This window comes from Natroniella acetigena (assembly GCF_023227745.1).
In the GTDB taxonomy this organism is placed as follows: domain Bacteria; phylum Bacillota; class Halanaerobiia; order Halobacteroidales; family Halobacteroidaceae; genus Natroniella; species Natroniella acetigena.
On sequence record NZ_JALKBX010000008.1, the window covers coordinates 34,078 to 51,768 of the forward strand.

Here is a 17,691-nt window from a genome sequence, read left to right on the forward strand (position 1 = left end):
ATTACTGCCTAAATCTACTGAGCATACTAACCAGCCATTCATCTTCTTTTAATCCTTTATTAAATCGTCTTATATTCTCCTTAACTTCAAACAGATTATCTATTAAAATATATCGCTGCATAACGACACCTCCAATTAAATTTAAGCTAACAACTTCTCCTTCTTTTTGAAACTCTTCTTCAGTAATAATATCTTGCACTCGCAATCCACCTAATGCTTTAAGAACCTCTTCACTCCCGAAGTCATTCTACCTACCCTTTTCTTTATATTTTCTCTTTTACAAAAGAAACTCCTGCCATATAGACAATAATATACAAAAAGCAGAACCTCCCTTATACAAGAAGCTCTGCTCTACTTAAATTTCTCATTCCATCTATTTTAAACTGCTCAACTATCTCCTGCAACTCACGGGCCAACTCTGCTAACTCTTGAGATGATCTAGTCACTCTACAAACATCTGACTTATATCTTGGCTAGCATTATTTACTTCAATCTTTTCCATTTTGCACTTCTTCCTTTTCCTAATACTTCTATAACCCCTTCTTTCTTTAGTTTCCTAAATACCCTATTAATTGTTGAATCTGAAACATCAGGACAGGCATTTCTTATATCTTCTTTAGTAAAAGTTCCTAATACATTTTTAACAGCTTGTTCTACTCTATAACTTTTATTTCCTTTTTTATTCTTTACTAACCCTACTCTATCCTCAAATTCTTTATATGCAACAAGTAACGTCCCTAAAAAATAATCTAACCAAATAAATATATTATGATTAGCATCATGCCAACCTAGTGAAGATTGATTCAAAGTTTTATAATAACTAGATTTACTTTCTTCAATAATTTTTTCTAAACTAATATATCTTCCAACTTTATAATCATATTTATATAATAATAGTAATGTTAATAATCTTGACATTCTCCCATTTCCATCATTAAAAGGATGAATACATAAAAAATCTAATATAAAAGTTCCTATTAATATTAAAGGATCAATTTTTTCTTCTCTCATCTCTCTATTTAAATAATTACATAATTCCTCCATAGCTTTTGGAGTTTCATATGCAGATAATGGATTAAATCTTACTCTTTTCTCTCCATTAGGTAATACCTCACCTATAATATTATCTTGATTTTTCCATTTGCCTCCATTTGCAGGAATAAACTTATATAAATCTCTATGCAATTGCAAAATTATATTAGGATTTATAGGAATAGCATTATACGAAGTGTGTATTGTATTTAAAACATCTTTATATCCTGCAATCTCTCCTTCTGAACGGTCTTTAAGATTTGTATCATCTTTCATTATCTCTTTTAATCTTTTATCAGTAACAACTATGCCTTCTATACTATTAGAAGCTTTCGTACTTTGAACAACTGCTACTTCTTTTAATTTTTCTAATATTTGTGGAGATTGATTCATATACAAATCTTGTTTTCCTTTATATTCATTTATTTTCCCCACTAATTTTACTATATTCATTGGTATCTTTTCATTCTTTAATTTCTCATTTCTAAATGACTTCATAAATATACTCACCTTCCCTATTAATATGTTCATTTAATTTCTTATGACTATATTTATTATAACATAAACATCATCATTTTAATATAAATATGTTCATTAAATTACAAATGAGTATATTAAGGCTTTTGAAAAGTTCTACTCTCATTCTATCTTAAATCTTAAACTGCTCAACTATCTCCTGCAACTCACGGGCCAACTCTGCTAACTCTTAAGATAATCTAGTCACCTTTGCCCATTTTTTTATCAATCTTAATCAATCTCTTAAATAATGCAGGAATTATCTTCTTAATAGCGAATGATTAATTTGAAAGTTCAAAATTTAATACCCAGTAAACTAAGTGCCTTTAACTACGGTTAAGGGAGAATAGGGAATCAGGTGCAAATCCTGAACGAACCCGTCACTGTAATTAGCTATAAAAGCATTGAATATTTAATACTGAATATTGGATAATTAAAGTTCAAGATCAAAAAACATATTCATTGCTAAAAGGCTTAATAATACCACTTGGGTCAACTAGTAACTAGTGATTAGTAATTGGTAATTAGTAAATTAACAACTAATTACTAGTCACTATTTGCTAACCCCCAGGGAAGGTGAAGTCTTTACAGCTAGAAGTCAGGAGACCTGCTTGGTTTATTAATAGCTTTTTAATTAAAAAGTTTGAGGATGATGGTAAAGTTCTCAGCCGTTAACGGCTGGGAACTTTTTTATTTTTAAACTAAAAATATCAGATGAGGAGGAGTAAAATGCAAAAGAAAATTAGTATTAATTATGACCTCTGCCGAGGCTGTCGCCGATGTGAAATCGCCTGTTCTTGGCGTCAAGAAGGAAGTGTCAAGCTAGAACGGGCCAAGGTAAAGATTGAGGTAAAAAACCAAGGTGCTACTGAATTACCTATCTTTGAGCAACAGTGTACAGCAAGACCTTGTACTAAAGAGGCTCCTAAATGTGTAACAGCTTGCACCTTCGGAGCACTAGAACTTATTGAGGAGGGAATTAATAATGAATAAAAAATCTCATGCTTGGCAAGGAAAAATTCTCTGGGTTAATTTGACAACTGAAGAGATATCAACTACTCCACTGGACAAAGAATTGCGAGAAAAATTTCTAGGACAAGCAGGTATCAATGCCAAATTATTATATGATCATCTAGAACCAGGAATTGATCCTTTAAGTCCAGAAAATCATTTAATCTTTGGGGTTGGCCCGCTAACAGGAACATTGGCCCCTTGTTCTGGTCGCTTCACTGTAACCGCTAAATCACCTTTAACCAATGCCTTTGGAGACTCTAACTGTGGTGGTCATTGGGGGCCAGAGTTAAAGTATGCTGGCTACGATCATATTGTTATTACAGGTAAGTCTAAGCAACCTGTATTTATATGGATTAATGACGACAAAATAGAGTTAAGAGATGCTAGTAAGCTGTGGGGTAAGACTACCAACGAAACTGAAGATCAGCTCAAAGAAGAGTTGGCAGATGAGAAGGTTCAAGTCGCTTCTATTGGCCCAGCTGGTGAAAATCTGGTCAACTTCGCAGCAATCATCTGTAACTATTCCCGTGCTGCTGGAAGAACAGGGATGGGAGCTGTCATGGGCTCTAAAAATTTAAAAGCAATAGCTGTCCGAGGGACTAACCGATTAACTGTAGCCCAACCTCAAGAATTCTCAGCTACAGTCTCAGAAAGTGAAGAAAGCATCTTAGCTGATCCGTTGTATGAATTCTCATCAACCTTCGGTACCCCTGCAATCATGAGAATGGCCCAAAACCTTGGCTTTTTACCTACTAAAAACTTCCAAGAATCGACCTTTGCTGGAGCTGATAAGTTGAGTGGAGAAAGATTACTAGAAAACTACGTCACAAGACAAAAAGGATGCTTTAACTGCCCAGTCAGCTGTAATCGCTACTATGAAGTAACTGAAGGTGAATATGAAGGCACTACCGGAGAAGGACCAGAGTACGAAAACTTAGGAGCTTTTGGTAGTAAGTGTGGCAATGATAATCTCCCTTCTGTCTTAAAGAGTAATGATTTAGCCAATAAGCTAGGTCTAGATACAATCTCTACTGGAACTGTAATCGGTTGGGCAATGGAACTTTTCCAGCGCGATATATTGACTACTGTTGATACAGACGGTTTAAATCTTGAGTGGGGTAATCATCAAGCAATCATCAAGCTAATCGAAAAGATTGCTTATCGAGAAGGACTAGGCGATATTCTAGCTTATGGAGCCCTTCAAGCTTCCAAAAAAATAGGTAACTCTGCTGAAGATTATGTAATACATATCAAAGGAATGGAGTACCCTTCTGTTGATGTTCGAGGAACCAAAGGAATGGCCTTAGGCTTTGCTGTCTCACCACGAGGAGCAGATCATTTAAAGGCTCTACCTCTCTATGAAGTAGCTCCTGAAGTCTATCAAAAAGACATCAAAAAAGAGCTCGGTATTGAAATTGGAGAAGAATACTGGAAAAAATACGAGACTAAGCCAGAACTAATTGCTTGGCATGAAGACTGGCATTGTATTGTCGATTCTTTAGGCTTATGTAAGTTAGAAGGGATTGCTCTCAAGCCTCTCCGACCATGCCACTTTACTGATCTATTGTCCACTGCTACTGGTTGGGAGATTACAGAAGAAGAACTGCGAACAATAGGAAAGCGAATTTGGAATTTGGAGCGATTATTCAACGCTCGCGAAGGATTTACTCGTCAAGATGATCTTCCACCAAAGAGAATATTAAATGAACCAATCAGCACTGGACCATCTAAAGGTGAAACTCTGGACCAAGATAAATTTGAAAGTATGCTCGATCAATACTACAAGCTTAGAGGCTGGACAGCCCAAGGGATTCCAAGCAAAGAAAAATTAGAAAAATTGGAGTTGGAGGTTGAATAAAATGACTGTCACAGTCAAATACTTTGCTACTTTCTGTCTCGAAACCAACTTTACCCAACAAGAAGAGTTGACTTTAGAGGAAAATACAACAGTAATTGAGTTAATCCAACTCTTAACTGATAAGTATGGAACAGGTTTTGAGAAACGTTTATTTACTGCTGAAAAAGAGCTAAATCCTTTATGTTGGATTATTGTTAATCAGCAACGTCTGAAGAAGAAGAATGAATTGAACCTGAAATTAAATCCTGAAGATACAATCTCCTTCTCACCTCCAATGATAATGGGAGGGTAAAACCTGCAGGGGCTTATTATAAGCCTCTGCAACTCAAATAACCAAATGCAAAAAAGCAGAACCTCTCTTATACAAGAAGTTCTGCTTTCCTTAAATTTTTCACTCCATCTATCTTAAATTTTAAACTGCTCATCCATCTATCTTAAATTTTAAACTGCTCAATTATTTCTTGCAACTCATGGGCCATCTCCGCTAACTCCTGGGATGATCTAGTCACATCTTCAGACATATGGCTTATGTCTTCCGTAGCATTATTCACTTCATCACTGTGCTGAGCCAGATCAGTAGTCGAACTAGCCGTCTCTTCTATTTGAGCTGAAGATTCCTCTACCGACCTTTGAATCTCTTTAAAAGCACTTCCTGTCTCTTGAGCAATCTCCTTGCCTTCCTGTGCCCTACTCTCTACTTCTTCTACCTTCTCCAATCCCTTTTTAGATTGCTTCTGCGTTTTGGTAACCAACTCTGCAATCTCACCTGTCGCATCAGCTGTCTGTTCCGCAAGTTCCCTAATCTCCTCTGCCACTACTGTAAATCCTCGCCCATGCTCTCCTGCATTTGCTGCTTCTATAGAAGCATTTAAAGCTAACAAATTAGTCTGTTCAGCTATCCCGGTAATTAATTCAATTATTCTTCCTATCTCTTCAGAAGTACTATCTAATTCATTAATTACTTCTACTGTCTTATTGACCGATCGATTGATCTCTTCAATTTTATTTACAGTACTTTCAATATTCTGACTCCCCTTATCAGCCTGCGAATTAGCTTCCTCAGAAAAACTGGCTACTTCTTGAGCACTGGCTGAAATCTCCTCAATACCTGCTGCCATATTCTCTATTAAATCATTAGTTGTCTCTATAGTGGCATTACCTTCTTCTGCTGAAGCTGATAATTCTTCACTATAAGCCAATAAACTTTCAATCTTATCTCTCAACTGAATAACCATCTCTCGTAAATTACTCTTCATCTTATTTAAGGCTACACTAGCCTGCCCAATCTCATCCTGAGATTTAACTTCTATGTCAGAAGTGAGATCGTTATTAGAAATCTCTTCTTTAAATCTATTAATCGGATCAGTAACTAGCTTCTTAATAGATAACCATCCAACTAGAATGGCTAATATTACGATAACAACTAAGATTACTACAATAATCCTTAACAACTCATAAACTGATTCCATAACTTCTGCTTCATCGATGTCAGATAATAAAGCCCAGTTTACTCCTGCAATTTCAACAGGAGTATAAGCACTAATCACATCAATCCCCCGATAATCAGGTACTATTTCTACTCCACTTTGACCCTGCAAAGCTCTATTGGCAGTCTCCATATCGATCTCTAAATCCAGAATAGTACTCTCGTCACTAAAGCGTGAGTCTGATCTCATTAAATTATCAGTACCCACTAAATAAGTCTCTCCACTTTCACCCAGACCTGCTCTCTCTTGCATAATACTATTAATCTGATCAATAGATGTCTGTAAAACTACCACTCCTAACTGAACACCTTCATCATCGATCACAGGTGCCCCAATAAAAGAAGCAGGTTCATCACTAGGCTCATACATAGAAAAATCAATCAAACTGATCCCACTTAAGCCCTCTTGATAAGCTTCAGCCAAACCAGAATCACTGTAAGAGCCCGTAACTAAGTTAGTACCTAAATCATCTTCTTCAGCGACTGTATAGATAACATTACCATCTAAATCAATCAAAAAGAGATCATAATAACCATAAGTATTATTAAAGTTACTTAACTCCTCATCATAAAGAGCTTCTGCCTCAGCATACTCTTGACTATCTAAACCTTCTTCAAAAACTTCAGTAAAGTCAGGCAAGGCTCCTCTAACTGAGGAATCCTGGGCCAAAACTTCTATATCTCTAAATCTTTCTTGAAAGTAATCCTCAATATAACTTTTCTTTACCTCTCTTACTGCTTCTAACTGTTGCTTATTTTCTGCAATTAAGGTGTTTGAAACTATATTATAACTTAATAAAGCAAGTCCACTTAAACTAACTATAATTAATATAATAAATGCATTATTTAATTTGAAACCAATACTTAAATCACTTATTTTTTTTAATTTCAACCTACTCTTCAACATATTGTACCTCCTACTTTATTTTAATTTTAAGAAATCAATGTCATTTATTTCCTAATGACTATTACATACTTCTACTTATATAATCCTAATCCCTGCAAAATAGATATTTTTCTAACAGAAATCCAACCTCATCTGATTCCCACTGACCTGACCTAACTGCTCAATCAACCTCTCCACTGACTCAACCCCAATCACCTGCTCTTCAATCCCAGCCAAAATTGCTGATTACAGAAGATATCAACCGCCTTCTCAACCCGCCCTTGATAATAGCTGTCCTGAGGAAAAGATACTGCAATCAAATCTCTAACTTCTACATCTGCAGCAGTAAATAGATTAGTCCTCTCTACTAAAGATCTCTTAAAAACTGAACTCAATATATGTAACTTCAATCTAGGTTGAGAATACTCATTAACCTGCCGATAACTAGCATTGATTAATGCCAATTTAAAATATTCTCTGTTGGTATAAAGCATCAATATCCCCCCTTTATTGATATAAAGTGGCACTTTGCCACTTTATATCAGTGTACAGTTTACGGTGGATATGGTTTTTATGAGTTTCACGAAGGGTCTTGATAAAGACCCGTAGGTACAGTTGACAGTGGATAGAAAAAATCTAAGAGCGGATTTTTTCATCACGAAGGGTTTAAAAAACCCGAAGGAAAATCATTAAATCTTAAATTCAAAACCTCTCTACCCCTTTAATTATAAGGGTTCTAAATGGTTTTAAATTTTTAAGGTTTTGATCTTAACTGTACACTGTTCACTGTACACTGTCAACTCAATTATGTGGCACAAAAGTGACACATAATTGTAATTAAGCTTTTGAATCTTAACTATTATCTATTCATTGCTTTTCCACTATTCAATATTAATTATTAAATATTCAATGCTTTTACTGGTAATTACTAAAAATTTCAATTGGCTTAACAGGATAAAATAAGATAAAATATAGTTGTCAACCATCAGTTCTCAGCTATCAGCCTAAAATCTTAAAAGCTTTTAATTTTTTACTGACTACTGACTACTGATAGCTGTGGCACTAAAAGTGCCACAATTTTTTAAGGAGGTAACAAAATGATAAAGAAGACTAATCATCTCCGCTTACTAATAGGAATATTCCTATTAACTACTCTCTTACTTACTACAGGCTGCCTTCCGTCCTTCGGTAGAAATAATTCTACTCCTGCTCTAGAGACTCCAAGGGAGTCGATGGAATTGGCCCGGGGAGAAAGCATAAAACCAGCAATTAATACTACGAATTACGACCGAGATGATCAAGCAGCTACTAACTCGGAGCGAAAACTGATCACTACTGGTAATCTACAATTAGAAGCTGAAAATTTAGCAGACAGTGAAGCAAAAGTGGAAGAATTAATCGAAGAGTATTCTGGATACCTATCTAATTCACGACAGCAGCAGATAGGAACTCAACGCCAATCACACTCTTATACCATCCGAGTTCCAGCCGCTAACTTCTCAGCACTCATCTCTGACTTGCAAAAGTTAGGAGAGTTGAAAGATAAACAGATCAGCAGTCAAGATGTGACAGATAGATATATCGATCTCGAAACACGCCAAAAAAATCTCTTAGCACAAGAAGAGAGATATCGTGAGCTATTAAATGAAGCTGAAGCAGTTAGGGAGATCTTAGAGATTGAAAAGGAATTGAATCGGGTGCGGACTGAAATTGAACGAATCAAAAATCAATTAGAGCGTTATGATGATCAGATTAACCTAAGTACGATTCGGCTGAGATTGGTCGAGCCAGAACCTTTATTTAGTAGTTACCGACTACCAGAAACACTACAACAAGCAGTCCAAGGCTTTATTACCAGTATTCACTTAATAGTCATTTTCAGTGGAAGAATACTTCCTTGGTTACTTATGCTAGCCATAGCTATTATTTTAGCTTATAAATTAATTTTTAAATGGCGCAATTAATTGATATTAAGGCTAAGTTTAAGTTTAAGTAAAATCTAAACCATCTTTAATGGTTGGCTTAGCCTTTCCGTAATAAAAACCATTTGCTAAATTTAAGTCTATCACTACAGTGCTTCGCAGATAACTAAGTTTCTCTGCATCTTCGTCTAATTGACAATTGATAGTTGATATGATTTCTATGGTTTTCACGAAAGGTCTTGATCAAGACCCGTAGGGATAATTGACAGTTAAAACCCTTAAATCTTATAATCAAAATCAACCAAAGCTTATTGCCACAAGGTTTTTCAAAGAACTTAAGCTTTTAAGAACTTAAGCTTTTAAGAACTTAAGCTTTTAAGAACTTAAGCTTTTAAGAACTTGATCTTTAATTGTAAATTGTACATTGTAAATTGTACATTATATTGTACCACAACAATTAACAATCAGCTACTAATTCTCTCTCCTCTTTCAACTCATATATCTGCTGCCATTTATCCGATTCATACCTCCAAATCAACAAAAACATCCTTACTATAATCTCGCCTGCCATCCCAATCCAAAAACCTATAAAACCATAATTCAGATAATACCCAAATAATAGACTCAAAAGCAACCTAGCTCCCCAATTACCAATGGCAGTAATATACATCGTCCACTTTGTATCTCCTGCTCCTCGCAAGGCACCTTTCAGTACCATTACCACAGCAAATAATGGCTGCATGAAGATCACAACCCTTAAGACTGGCTCAGCAATCATAACTACCTCAGGATTATCAGTATATAACTTAATAATCGGTCTGGCCCAAATAAACATAGGAACAGATAGTATACTCATCAATACCATCGTTATATAGGTCGACTGCTTACCATATGCTTTAGCTAAATCATACTTTTTGCTCCCTAAACTCTGACCTACTAAAGTTGTAGCAGCTACAGCAAATCCAAACCCAAACATCACAGGAATCATCAACATATTGATAATTATAGCATTAGCTGCAATTGTCAACGTACCTAATCCAGCAATCATAGCAGTATATATAATTTGGCTACTCTGCCTAATAGATTGCTCAACTGCAGAAGGAATACCGATACTGAATATATTCTTAATCACCTTCCAATCAAACTTCCATTTAATATTGACCCAATTTACTTCAATTATAGTATCACCCTTAATCAAGACTGCGAAACTTACTATAGCTCCTACCAATCTACCAAATGCTGTTCCCAGTGCAGCTCCCACCACTCCCAATTGAGGAAAGAATCCAATTCCAAAGATCAAGATATAATTTCCTACTACATTAGCCAAATTAGTAGCTACCATAATATAAAGTGGCGTCTTCATATCACCAAGCCCTTGTAGAACTGCAGTAACTACCATCACAGGCAATCCAAAAACCATCGAACTAAAAACAATCTTGATATAGATACTTCCCTCTTCTAAAATAATGGGATCTACTTCTTCCATTAAGATCATCATTAATCTCATCATATCATCCGCAAATAAAAAGCCAACCACTACTAAAATTAAAGGTAATAAAAACCCAATCAGTACTGATTGAGAAATAACATCATTAACTTTTTGCTGATCGTTGGCCCCTACATAACGAGCTACCAATGCAGTCGATCCTATCGTCAAAGCTGTTAAGGCACCAACAACTAAGAAAACTATTCGGTTACTGACATCAACTGCTGCCAGAGAAGCCGCTCCTAAGCTACCAACCATAATAATATCTATCGTTCCTACTATACTTTCTAATAACATACGTAATACAGCGGGCCAAGCTAAGTTTACTATACTCTTTCTCATCTTCCATGAATTTGATTCTTCTATCAATTCAACCATCTAAATCTGCTCCTTTTATTTTATTTAGTATTTATAAGTATTCTAACATAAAATTATTTATAATTCTACCTTCCCCGATTCAGATTTACTAAAAATCATCCAACTACATAAAGGATTTGAATATTCTTTTCTTCTTTTATCAATACTAAAAATATGATTATTAGATTTGTTATTTACGGTCTGCTGGGTTGGTGTCTAGAAATCTTCTGGACTGGCTTAAATTCTCTGATAGAAGGTGATCTCGTTTTAAGAAGTTGGACTTCTCTCTGGATGTTTCTCATCTATGGATTAGCTATCTTCTTAGAACCTATTTATAGCAGAATAAAAGACTGGTCAATTATTTTACGAGGAGGGAGTTATACTTTACTTATCTTTATCGCTGAGTATCTTACTGGCTGGTTATTATTAAATGCAGTAGGCGTTCGCCCTTGGGATTATAGTCATACACCTCTTTCAATCGGTGGTTTTATTCGATTAGACTACGCTCCACTCTGGTTTATAGTAGGCTTGTTATTTGAAAGACTTTATAACTTATTAATCAACCTAAAGGTTGATTCTATATAATTAAGTCATCTGCGTCAACTTAATACATATTTTTCTAATTAACTTGTTTCAATATTTTGAAGTTAGGTTTTTTACTGACACGGATTACGGACACTGACACTATTTGTAACAACATTTTTCTTGCAAGCTATCTATGACCAAAACTTAGTTTAAGTTGATGTAATTGTAAAATCATATCATATACCTCAATATCTCTTCTTTTTTGTCGATAGGAGGTTTATTTTGGAATAATTAACTGATATAATAAAGTAAACTTACTGGAGGAGATATAGCATGCATAATAAGATATTTAAAAAAATCCAGCAAGAAAAACTACATAACCATACAGAAGACGTAGTTTTAGATAAGCTACAGAAACTATTAACAGAAAAAGAATTTGAAGATATTTGTATCTGTGAACAATGTTTGATTGATATGGCTTCTTATGCTCTTAATAGTTTACCAGCAAAATATATTACTACTACCAGAGGAAATGTCATGACTAGATTAGATGAGTTTGAGGAGCAATCACAGATTGACTTCGATTTAAAAGTGATCCAAGCAATTCAAACAATCTCTAAAAATCCTAACCATACTTAAAGAACAAAATGAGCGACCACCCATTTTAGTCTAAGGTTAAGGCTAAGATTAAGTAACACATAAAAACAATAAATAACATTACAAAATGACCCACAATCTTTCAAAAACATAATTTCCTAGATTAGATAAGACAGTATCCGTGACGGATACTGTCTTATTTTTGCTAAAGCAATTCTTTTCTTAACTCTGCTGATGATTTATCAGTTAAGTAGGACAACGGAACATCAAAAACTGTCTTGGCTCCGGTTTGTCCTTCTTGATTTAAACGATGTATCGCTCGTGCATATGCTACTAAGACACTGGCTGTAAATTCAGGATTACTATCAAGCTTCAAAGAGAATTCTATAATCTGATTATTCTCTTTGTCATTCCCTGTTTGCCCACTGCGAATCACAAATCCACCATGAGGCATTGCAGAATGATCTTCTGCTAATTTTTCTGCAGTCACAAAATTGACTCTAGTCTTATAATCTGCAAAATAATTAGGCATCGTCTTAATCTCTTCAGAGATTTTATCCTTGTCTGCTCCTTTTTCAACTACTACATAACAATCACGCAGGTGTTTTTCCTTAGTAGTCAATTCAGGATTTTGACCCTCTCTTACCTTCTCAATCGCCTCTTCGATCGGGATAGTATATTGAACTGCATCCTTGACTCCATCTATTCTTCTGATCGCATCGGAATGTCCCTGGCTGACTCCTCGTCCCCAGAAAGTATATCCTTTACCTTCTGGAAGAACAGCTCCGGCTAACATTCTATTCATTGAGAAGAGTCCTGGGTCCCAGCCGATACTGATTGCACTAGTATTCCCATTCTCTTCTGCTATTCCATTCATTTGTTCATAATATTCTGGAATCCTAGCATGAGTATCAAAACTATCCACAGTATTGAACATTGCAGCGAACTTTGGCCCTTGAACAGGAAGGTCAGTAGCCGAACCACCACACAATAACATCACGTCTATCTGGTCAACATAATCTTCTGCATCAACTACATTTACAATCTCGACTCCTTCTTCATTAACATCTACAGTATCTACCGGTCTTCTCGTAAATACACCTACCAAATCTAGATCAGGATTTTGTTTGACTGCTGCTTGAACTCCCTTACCCAAATTACCATATCCTACAATTCCAACTCTGATTTTTGCCATCTCTTTGCCCTCCTATTACCAATAATATTACTTAGATTTTAATTTGTTATGTATTTGCCTCTGACAAGAAACTTTTTCACCATAATGAAAATCATTTTCATTATATATAGTAATATATTAATATTTTCTTGTCAAGTATATTCTCTATTTTTTAGCTTTATTTCAAAATATCACCCTCCTCTATAATTGTCCAACATCTGAGTAATCGTCTCCTCCATCTCCTCACGAAAATAATCTGGCTCCAATACTTCTATGTATTGGGCTTGGCTCAACAACCACATCTTAATTCCTTTACCATATACTTCTGCTTCTATAATATAAGAATCATCATCTTCCTTTTTCTTTACGACTTCAGCTGTCGGTAATCTATCCAAGACTGCTTCTAGCGAAGAACCTGAAAAAAGAAACTTAAGCGTCATTAACTTTCCTGCTTGCATAAATTGTACTCGATTACGAAACTCTCCCTCTTTAAAACGTTCAGAATAGGGAATATGAAAACTCTCTTGTTGAATCTGATAATCCTTAATCCGATCTAAACGATAAATAGTTGGAAAATCAAAATTGTACTCACATATGTAAGCTATTAAATAAAAATAAAATTCTGAAAAGATAACCCCTACTGGCTTAAGCAAGCGTTGACTATAATTGGTAGCGTTATATTTTTGATAGGCAATCTCTATCAACTTAGACTCTCTAATTGCCTTACCTAAATCCCAGATTATTTTAAATAAGCTCTTTCCATGTTGAACAGGATTATAATGAAACCGTTCATTACTAATAACTTCTTTTATATGTTTATATTCTTTAGGCACAGATTGTAAAATTAACTTATCTAATAACTTATTCATCTCTTCTTTAGAGAAAGCTCGACTTTCTAATAAGACCTTGCTTAAGACCAAAATTTCCTCGTTAGTTAACCAATTACTCTTATCTCTTTCTAAGATATAACCACCTTTGGCCCTATCATAAATTAAGTCTGTTCTACCATCACAAGGATGCAGTTCAGAAAAATAAGCCCGTAAATCATTAATGTCACGCTGGATTGTCTTCTTAGTAACACCAAATCGCTCCTCTTCTTCTTCTTTGCTAATTACTGCCCCTTGATTTAAACGTTCAAAAATATTCAATAACCGTAAACCCTTTGCTAGAGAATGATATCTAGTAGTCATCTTACCGCCTCCTTAAAGTATCACCTACTTTATCTTTACACCAGATAGTTACTAAATTCCCCTTTATAACTAAAAAAATTTTGATATCATCTGATTGAGACCTTATTGTTACCGTTTTTGCTCCTTTTGATCCTATAAAGATCCTGATCTGCTTTAGATAAAGCTTCTTTAGCTACTTCAGTTTTATTAATATAAGTCCCTATCGAGACTGTTATATTTAGCTTTTCCCCACAAGAAGTTTCATATGGTTCTGCAATTGCTTCTTTGATCTTCTGCTTAACTAATTTCGTTTCTTCTTGATTACAATCAAATAAAATAATAATAAATTCATCCCCACCATATCTTCCAATTAGATCGCTTTTACGAATATTAGAAGCTACTTTTCTAGCTACATACTTAATCGCTTCATCACCAACTTGATGTCCATAATCATCATTAATCTCTTTAAAATCATCAATATCAAGCATCAATAAAGAGTAAGAAGAATCAACCGTTGCTAAATAATCAATCATATACTGATGATCATAAACTCCCGTCATTCCATCACGAATGGCTCGCTGATACATCTGCTCTGCCCTTGCTTCTGCCTTCAACAATCTACGATTCAAATCCAAAAACTTTCTAATTATCAAGATTATTACCACCAGAATAAAGAGCATTACTAATAATATAAAGCCACTTCTCAAATCAAGTCCCCCTCTTTTCAATAATAAACTCCTTCAGCTTAATTTAATTATATCACTTCACCATAGACAATTAATGTCCATCTGCAAAATTTTCTCAAATTCAAGAAGGGCCAACTCTAAATCAAGTAAAAAACACCAGTTTTAACTGGTGTTCTCTAGTGACTCTGTTTATTTTTAGCGATTTAAACCTCAAACTTATTAACCAATTGATTTAACTCCTCCGCTAGTTCAGTCAAATCTACTGAAGAATTAGTAACTTCATCAGTTACTGTAGTTATCTCATCAGTTGCCTTAACTACCTCATCACTACCTACAGCCAACTGTTGAATTACAGCGGTTGTATCTTGAAGCTGAGCAGTCGTATCATTAATCGCCTCTACTATTTGATTAAATGCTACTCCCGCTTGATTGATAATCTCTTCTCCTTGTTCTACTTCATCAGCCCCTGCCTTAACTGCAGAAATAGCATTATTAGCTTCTGACTGAGTCTGTTCAACTAACCCAGAAATTTTATCAGTAGCAGCCGTAGTCTCTTCTGCCAACTGACGAATCTCTTCAGCCACTACCGCAAAACCTTGACCATGCTCCCCTGCTCTTGCTGCCTCAATTGCTGCATTTAAAGCCAAGAGATTAGTCTGTTCTGCTATATTAGTAATCAATTCGATAATCTCACCGATCTGATCAGAGCTATCACCTAAATCATTAATACTTTTAACCGCTCTACTTACAGTCTCTTTAATAATTCTCATCTCTGAAACAGCTTCTTCAATCTTAACTTGTCCTTCTTCAGCATTGACAGCAGTCTCTTCAGCAAAATCATTCATCTTCTCTGTCGTAGCAGATACCTCCTCTATTCCTGCTGACATCTGTTGCATACTCCCTGCTGTAGTCTCGACATTCCCACTAGCCTCTTCAGCAAGAGCAGATAACTCCTCTCCAGAAGAAGCAAGTGTTTCTGTAACATCAATTATATCAGCAACAATCTCTGCTTCTTCAGTTACCATTTGATTAAAGTTTTCAGCTAACTCTCCTAATTCATCATCACGCTCAATATCAGCTCTAGCATTTAAATTTCCTTTAGCTACTTTTTGCATATTAGTTACTAACTTTTCAATTGGATTTGAAATATTATTAGCCATCCAATTAGCTGCTATAACTGCTAAGATAATCGAGATAATTAAGATAATAATTGTTTGATATAAAATATCATCTACCTGACTAAAAGCCGTTTCTGTATCATTTTGAATAACTACTACCCAATCTAATTCATTAATTGCTGAATAAGCACCTAACATTTCAATCCCTTCATCATTATAGTATCTATCAACACCAGAACGACCTTCTAATGCTTCACCTACAATTGAAATATCTGAGACATTACTTTGATTTAAGACTCGTCCTTCAACATTTGGATGAGCTACCATAGTTCCTTCACTATCTGTGATATAAGCATAAGCACCATCTTCATTAAAATTATCAGATATATCTTGTAAAGCATCAAAGTTAATAGTTACTGATAAAACTCCAACTGTTTCCATTCCATCTTCAATTGGAACAGCTATTGTAGAACTAGGTTCATCAGTTTGAAGTGAAATTAAAGAATCAGAGAAAACACTTTCACCTTGAATTGCTCTTTGAAAGTACTCTCTATCGCTTAAATCATCACCTATTAATCCAGTATCTGTAAGTCCATCATTAATAAATGTTCCATCTTGATCTAATACAAATACCATTTCATAGCTTGGGTTTGCTGCTTCTAATTCTACTAAAGCATTTCTTTGTCTTTCAGGATCCATTGAAGTAATATCTTCTAAATTTGCTGTCATCTCTAATCTTTCTCTGTTAGCTATCATAGCATCTTCAATTCTTAAAGCTAATTCATTAACTAAAGCTTCATTTCTATCTTCTATTTGAGTTTCAATATTATTAGCTTCCCGATTATATGTAATAGCTCCATAAATCGATAAAGGAATAGTTACTAACAATATCATAAAAATTAGTATTTTCTGTTTTAAATTAAATTTTAACATTGAATCTCCTCCTTTAATTTTAAACTCCATAGTTTACTTTCCTAAAGTATCTTTAATTTTAAAATCATCTTTTAAAAATAGTTCTAAGCAAACATCCACTACTTCACAATCATAAGACTTACCTCTGTTTCTTTTGATTTCATTTAAAGCCTTTTCTACTCCTAAAGCTGGTCTATAAGGTCGATGTGAGTTCATAGCTTCCACCACATCTGCTACTGCTATAATTTTAGCTTCTATCAAAATCTCATCTTCTTTTAAACCTAAAGGATATCCTGAACCATCTAACCTTTCATGATGTTGTCTAATTATTTCAGCAATCTTACCAGGAAATTCTGTGTCTGCAATAATTTCGTAACCAACTTCAGAATGAGTCTTTATCATATTAAATTCATGCTCATTTAACTTAGTTGGCTTTGTTAGAATTGACATTGGTACATTAACCTTCCCTATATCATGAATCACAGCAGCCATATTAATGATATCAATCCTTTCTTTAGGGAAATCTAATACTTTAGCCATTTCCACCGCTAAAGTAGCTACCCTCTTCTGATGTTCCACAGTATAAGGATCTCTTTTCTGCATCATATTATTTAAAGCATTGCTTATAGTCTTAAAATTAGCCATTACGCAATGTTCTCTATTTTTATTACATTTTAAGCAACGTCCATGATTAAGCTCAATACTTTTACATTCCATACTATCACCCCAACTAATTATCTAATTTTATTTTTTCTTTTTTACTCATTTAACTATCCTCCTTTTATTTATAAATTATCATTTGTATCGTTTTGTTAAATTAGATAGAGAAATTTTTAGTTTTTTAAATTTTTTTGATTGAATAAAGGGAATTTAATCTTATTATAGAATTATTAGCAATATAAGTTATGGTATTTTTTATATTAATAGGATAAATAAAATAAAAAAAGCAATTA

General features: G+C 34.6%; 16 protein-coding genes and 1 riboswitch. Of the genes, 6 read left to right on the forward strand and 10 right to left on the reverse strand.

What is annotated here, in order from left to right; translation table 11 throughout:
- Nucleotide 1: 1 nt before the first annotated feature.
- Nucleotides 2–199 carry a hypothetical protein gene (locus MWH25_RS03445; RefSeq protein ID WP_248625824.1) on the reverse strand — a complete coding sequence of 66 codons (198 nt, stop codon included), beginning with the start codon at nt 197–199 and terminating at the stop codon, nt 2–4.
- A gap of 284 nt (nt 200–483) precedes the next feature.
- Nucleotides 484–1,530 carry a Fic family protein gene (locus tag MWH25_RS03450; protein ID WP_248625826.1) on the reverse strand — a complete coding sequence of 349 codons (1,047 nt, stop codon included), beginning with the start codon at nt 1,528–1,530 and terminating at the stop codon, nt 484–486.
- 319 nt (nt 1,531–1,849) lie between these two features.
- Nucleotides 1,850–2,177, forward strand: a riboswitch (cobalamin riboswitch).
- Between the two features lie 100 nt (nt 2,178–2,277).
- On the opposite strand from MWH25_RS03450, the gene MWH25_RS03455 reads away from it, so the two are divergent.
- From MWH25_RS03455 to MWH25_RS03465, 3 genes are read left to right on the forward strand one after another with little or no spacing between them, the layout of a single operon-like run.
- Nucleotides 2,278–2,541, forward strand: a complete 264-nt coding sequence (locus MWH25_RS03455) for a 4Fe-4S dicluster domain-containing protein (RefSeq protein WP_248625828.1) — start codon at nt 2,278–2,280, stop codon at nt 2,539–2,541.
- A complete protein-coding gene (locus MWH25_RS03460) occupies nt 2,534–4,420 on the forward strand; it encodes an aldehyde ferredoxin oxidoreductase family protein (RefSeq protein ID WP_248625830.1) in 1,887 nt (628 codons plus the stop codon). Before MWH25_RS03455 ends, MWH25_RS03460 begins: the two co-directional genes overlap by 8 nt.
- 1 nt (nt 4,421) lies before the next feature.
- Complete coding sequence (locus MWH25_RS03465; protein ID WP_248625832.1) at nt 4,422–4,712, forward strand: MoaD/ThiS family protein; 291 nt, start codon at nt 4,422–4,424, stop codon at nt 4,710–4,712.
- Nucleotides 4,713–4,854: 142 nt separating this feature from the next.
- On the opposite strand, the gene MWH25_RS03470 is transcribed toward MWH25_RS03465, so the two are convergent.
- Both MWH25_RS03470 and MWH25_RS03475 read right to left on the reverse strand, forming a co-directional pair.
- Complete coding sequence (locus MWH25_RS03470) at nt 4,855–6,813, reverse strand: methyl-accepting chemotaxis protein (RefSeq protein WP_248625834.1); 1,959 nt, start codon at nt 6,811–6,813, stop codon at nt 4,855–4,857.
- 191 nt (nt 6,814–7,004) lie between these two features.
- Nucleotides 7,005–7,286, reverse strand: coding sequence for a hypothetical protein (locus tag MWH25_RS03475; protein ID WP_248625836.1), 282 nt, complete (start codon nt 7,284–7,286; stop codon nt 7,005–7,007).
- A 603-nt stretch (nt 7,287–7,889) separates the two neighbouring features.
- Between MWH25_RS03475 and MWH25_RS03480 the strand changes: the two genes are divergently transcribed.
- Nucleotides 7,890–8,756, forward strand: coding sequence for a DUF4349 domain-containing protein (locus MWH25_RS03480; RefSeq protein ID WP_248625838.1), 867 nt, complete (start codon nt 7,890–7,892; stop codon nt 8,754–8,756).
- 415 nt (nt 8,757–9,171) lie between these two features.
- Here MWH25_RS03480 and MWH25_RS03485 read toward each other — a convergent pair whose 3' ends face one another.
- Complete coding sequence (locus MWH25_RS03485) at nt 9,172–10,578, reverse strand: MATE family efflux transporter (RefSeq protein ID WP_248625840.1); 1,407 nt, start codon at nt 10,576–10,578, stop codon at nt 9,172–9,174.
- 153 nt (nt 10,579–10,731) lie between these two features.
- Here MWH25_RS03485 and MWH25_RS03490 point away from each other — a divergent pair, with 153 nt between their 5' ends.
- Together MWH25_RS03490 and MWH25_RS03495 are read left to right on the forward strand one after the other, a co-directional pair.
- The gene (locus tag MWH25_RS03490) at nt 10,732–11,142 is read left to right on the forward strand and encodes a putative ABC transporter permease (protein ID WP_248625842.1); all 411 of its coding nucleotides are present in this window, start codon (nt 10,732–10,734) and stop codon (nt 11,140–11,142) included.
- Nucleotides 11,143–11,415: 273 nt separating this feature from the next.
- On the forward strand, nt 11,416–11,721 hold the full coding sequence (locus MWH25_RS03495; RefSeq protein WP_248625844.1) for a late competence development ComFB family protein: 306 nt from the start codon (nt 11,416–11,418) through the stop codon (nt 11,719–11,721).
- 163 nt (nt 11,722–11,884) lie between these two features.
- Here MWH25_RS03495 and MWH25_RS03500 read toward each other — a convergent pair whose 3' ends face one another.
- From MWH25_RS03500 to MWH25_RS03520, 5 genes are all read right to left on the reverse strand, one after another.
- Nucleotides 11,885–12,874, reverse strand: a complete 990-nt coding sequence (locus MWH25_RS03500) for a diaminopimelate dehydrogenase (RefSeq protein ID WP_248625846.1) — start codon at nt 12,872–12,874, stop codon at nt 11,885–11,887.
- A gap of 170 nt (nt 12,875–13,044) precedes the next feature.
- A complete protein-coding gene (locus tag MWH25_RS03505; protein ID WP_248625848.1) occupies nt 13,045–14,043 on the reverse strand; it encodes a helix-turn-helix transcriptional regulator in 999 nt (332 codons plus the stop codon).
- Nucleotides 14,044–14,129: 86 nt separating this feature from the next.
- The gene (locus MWH25_RS03510) at nt 14,130–14,750 is read right to left on the reverse strand and encodes a GGDEF domain-containing protein (protein ID WP_248625850.1); all 621 of its coding nucleotides are present in this window, start codon (nt 14,748–14,750) and stop codon (nt 14,130–14,132) included.
- A 161-nt stretch (nt 14,751–14,911) separates the two neighbouring features.
- Nucleotides 14,912–16,759 carry a methyl-accepting chemotaxis protein gene (locus MWH25_RS03515; protein ID WP_248625852.1) on the reverse strand — a complete coding sequence of 616 codons (1,848 nt, stop codon included), beginning with the start codon at nt 16,757–16,759 and terminating at the stop codon, nt 14,912–14,914.
- 33 nt (nt 16,760–16,792) lie between these two features.
- Entirely contained in the window at nt 16,793–17,455 is a 663-nt protein-coding gene (locus tag MWH25_RS03520) for an HD-GYP domain-containing protein (protein WP_248625854.1), read from the reverse strand.
- Nucleotides 17,456–17,691: the final 236 nt, after the last annotated feature.

Excerpts from the sequence above, each read along its gene's own strand:
- MWH25_RS03450 (WP_248625826.1), bottom strand. The coding sequence starts at position 1,530 with ATGAAGTCATTTAGAAATGAGAAATTAAAGAATGAAAAGATACCAATG.
- MWH25_RS03455 (WP_248625828.1), top strand. The coding sequence starts at position 2,278 with ATGCAAAAGAAAATTAGTATTAATTATGACCTCTGCCGAGGCTGTCGC.
- MWH25_RS03460 (WP_248625830.1), top strand. The coding sequence starts at position 2,534 with ATGAATAAAAAATCTCATGCTTGGCAAGGAAAAATTCTCTGGGTTAAT.
- MWH25_RS03465 (WP_248625832.1), top strand. The coding sequence starts at position 4,422 with ATGACTGTCACAGTCAAATACTTTGCTACTTTCTGTCTCGAAACCAAC.
- MWH25_RS03470 (WP_248625834.1), bottom strand. The coding sequence starts at position 6,813 with ATGTTGAAGAGTAGGTTGAAATTAAAAAAAATAAGTGATTTAAGTATT.
- MWH25_RS03475 (WP_248625836.1), bottom strand. The coding sequence starts at position 7,286 with ATGCTTTATACCAACAGAGAATATTTTAAATTGGCATTAATCAATGCT.
- MWH25_RS03480 (WP_248625838.1), top strand. The coding sequence starts at position 7,890 with ATGATAAAGAAGACTAATCATCTCCGCTTACTAATAGGAATATTCCTA.
- MWH25_RS03485 (WP_248625840.1), bottom strand. The coding sequence starts at position 10,578 with ATGGTTGAATTGATAGAAGAATCAAATTCATGGAAGATGAGAAAGAGT.
- MWH25_RS03490 (WP_248625842.1), top strand. The coding sequence starts at position 10,732 with ATGATTATTAGATTTGTTATTTACGGTCTGCTGGGTTGGTGTCTAGAA.
- MWH25_RS03495 (WP_248625844.1), top strand. The coding sequence starts at position 11,416 with ATGCATAATAAGATATTTAAAAAAATCCAGCAAGAAAAACTACATAAC.
- MWH25_RS03500 (WP_248625846.1), bottom strand. The coding sequence starts at position 12,874 with ATGGCAAAAATCAGAGTTGGAATTGTAGGATATGGTAATTTGGGTAAG.
- MWH25_RS03505 (WP_248625848.1), bottom strand. The coding sequence starts at position 14,043 with ATGACTACTAGATATCATTCTCTAGCAAAGGGTTTACGGTTATTGAAT.
- MWH25_RS03515 (WP_248625852.1), bottom strand. The coding sequence starts at position 16,759 with ATGTTAAAATTTAATTTAAAACAGAAAATACTAATTTTTATGATATTG.
- MWH25_RS03520 (WP_248625854.1), bottom strand. The coding sequence starts at position 17,455 with ATGGAATGTAAAAGTATTGAGCTTAATCATGGACGTTGCTTAAAATGT.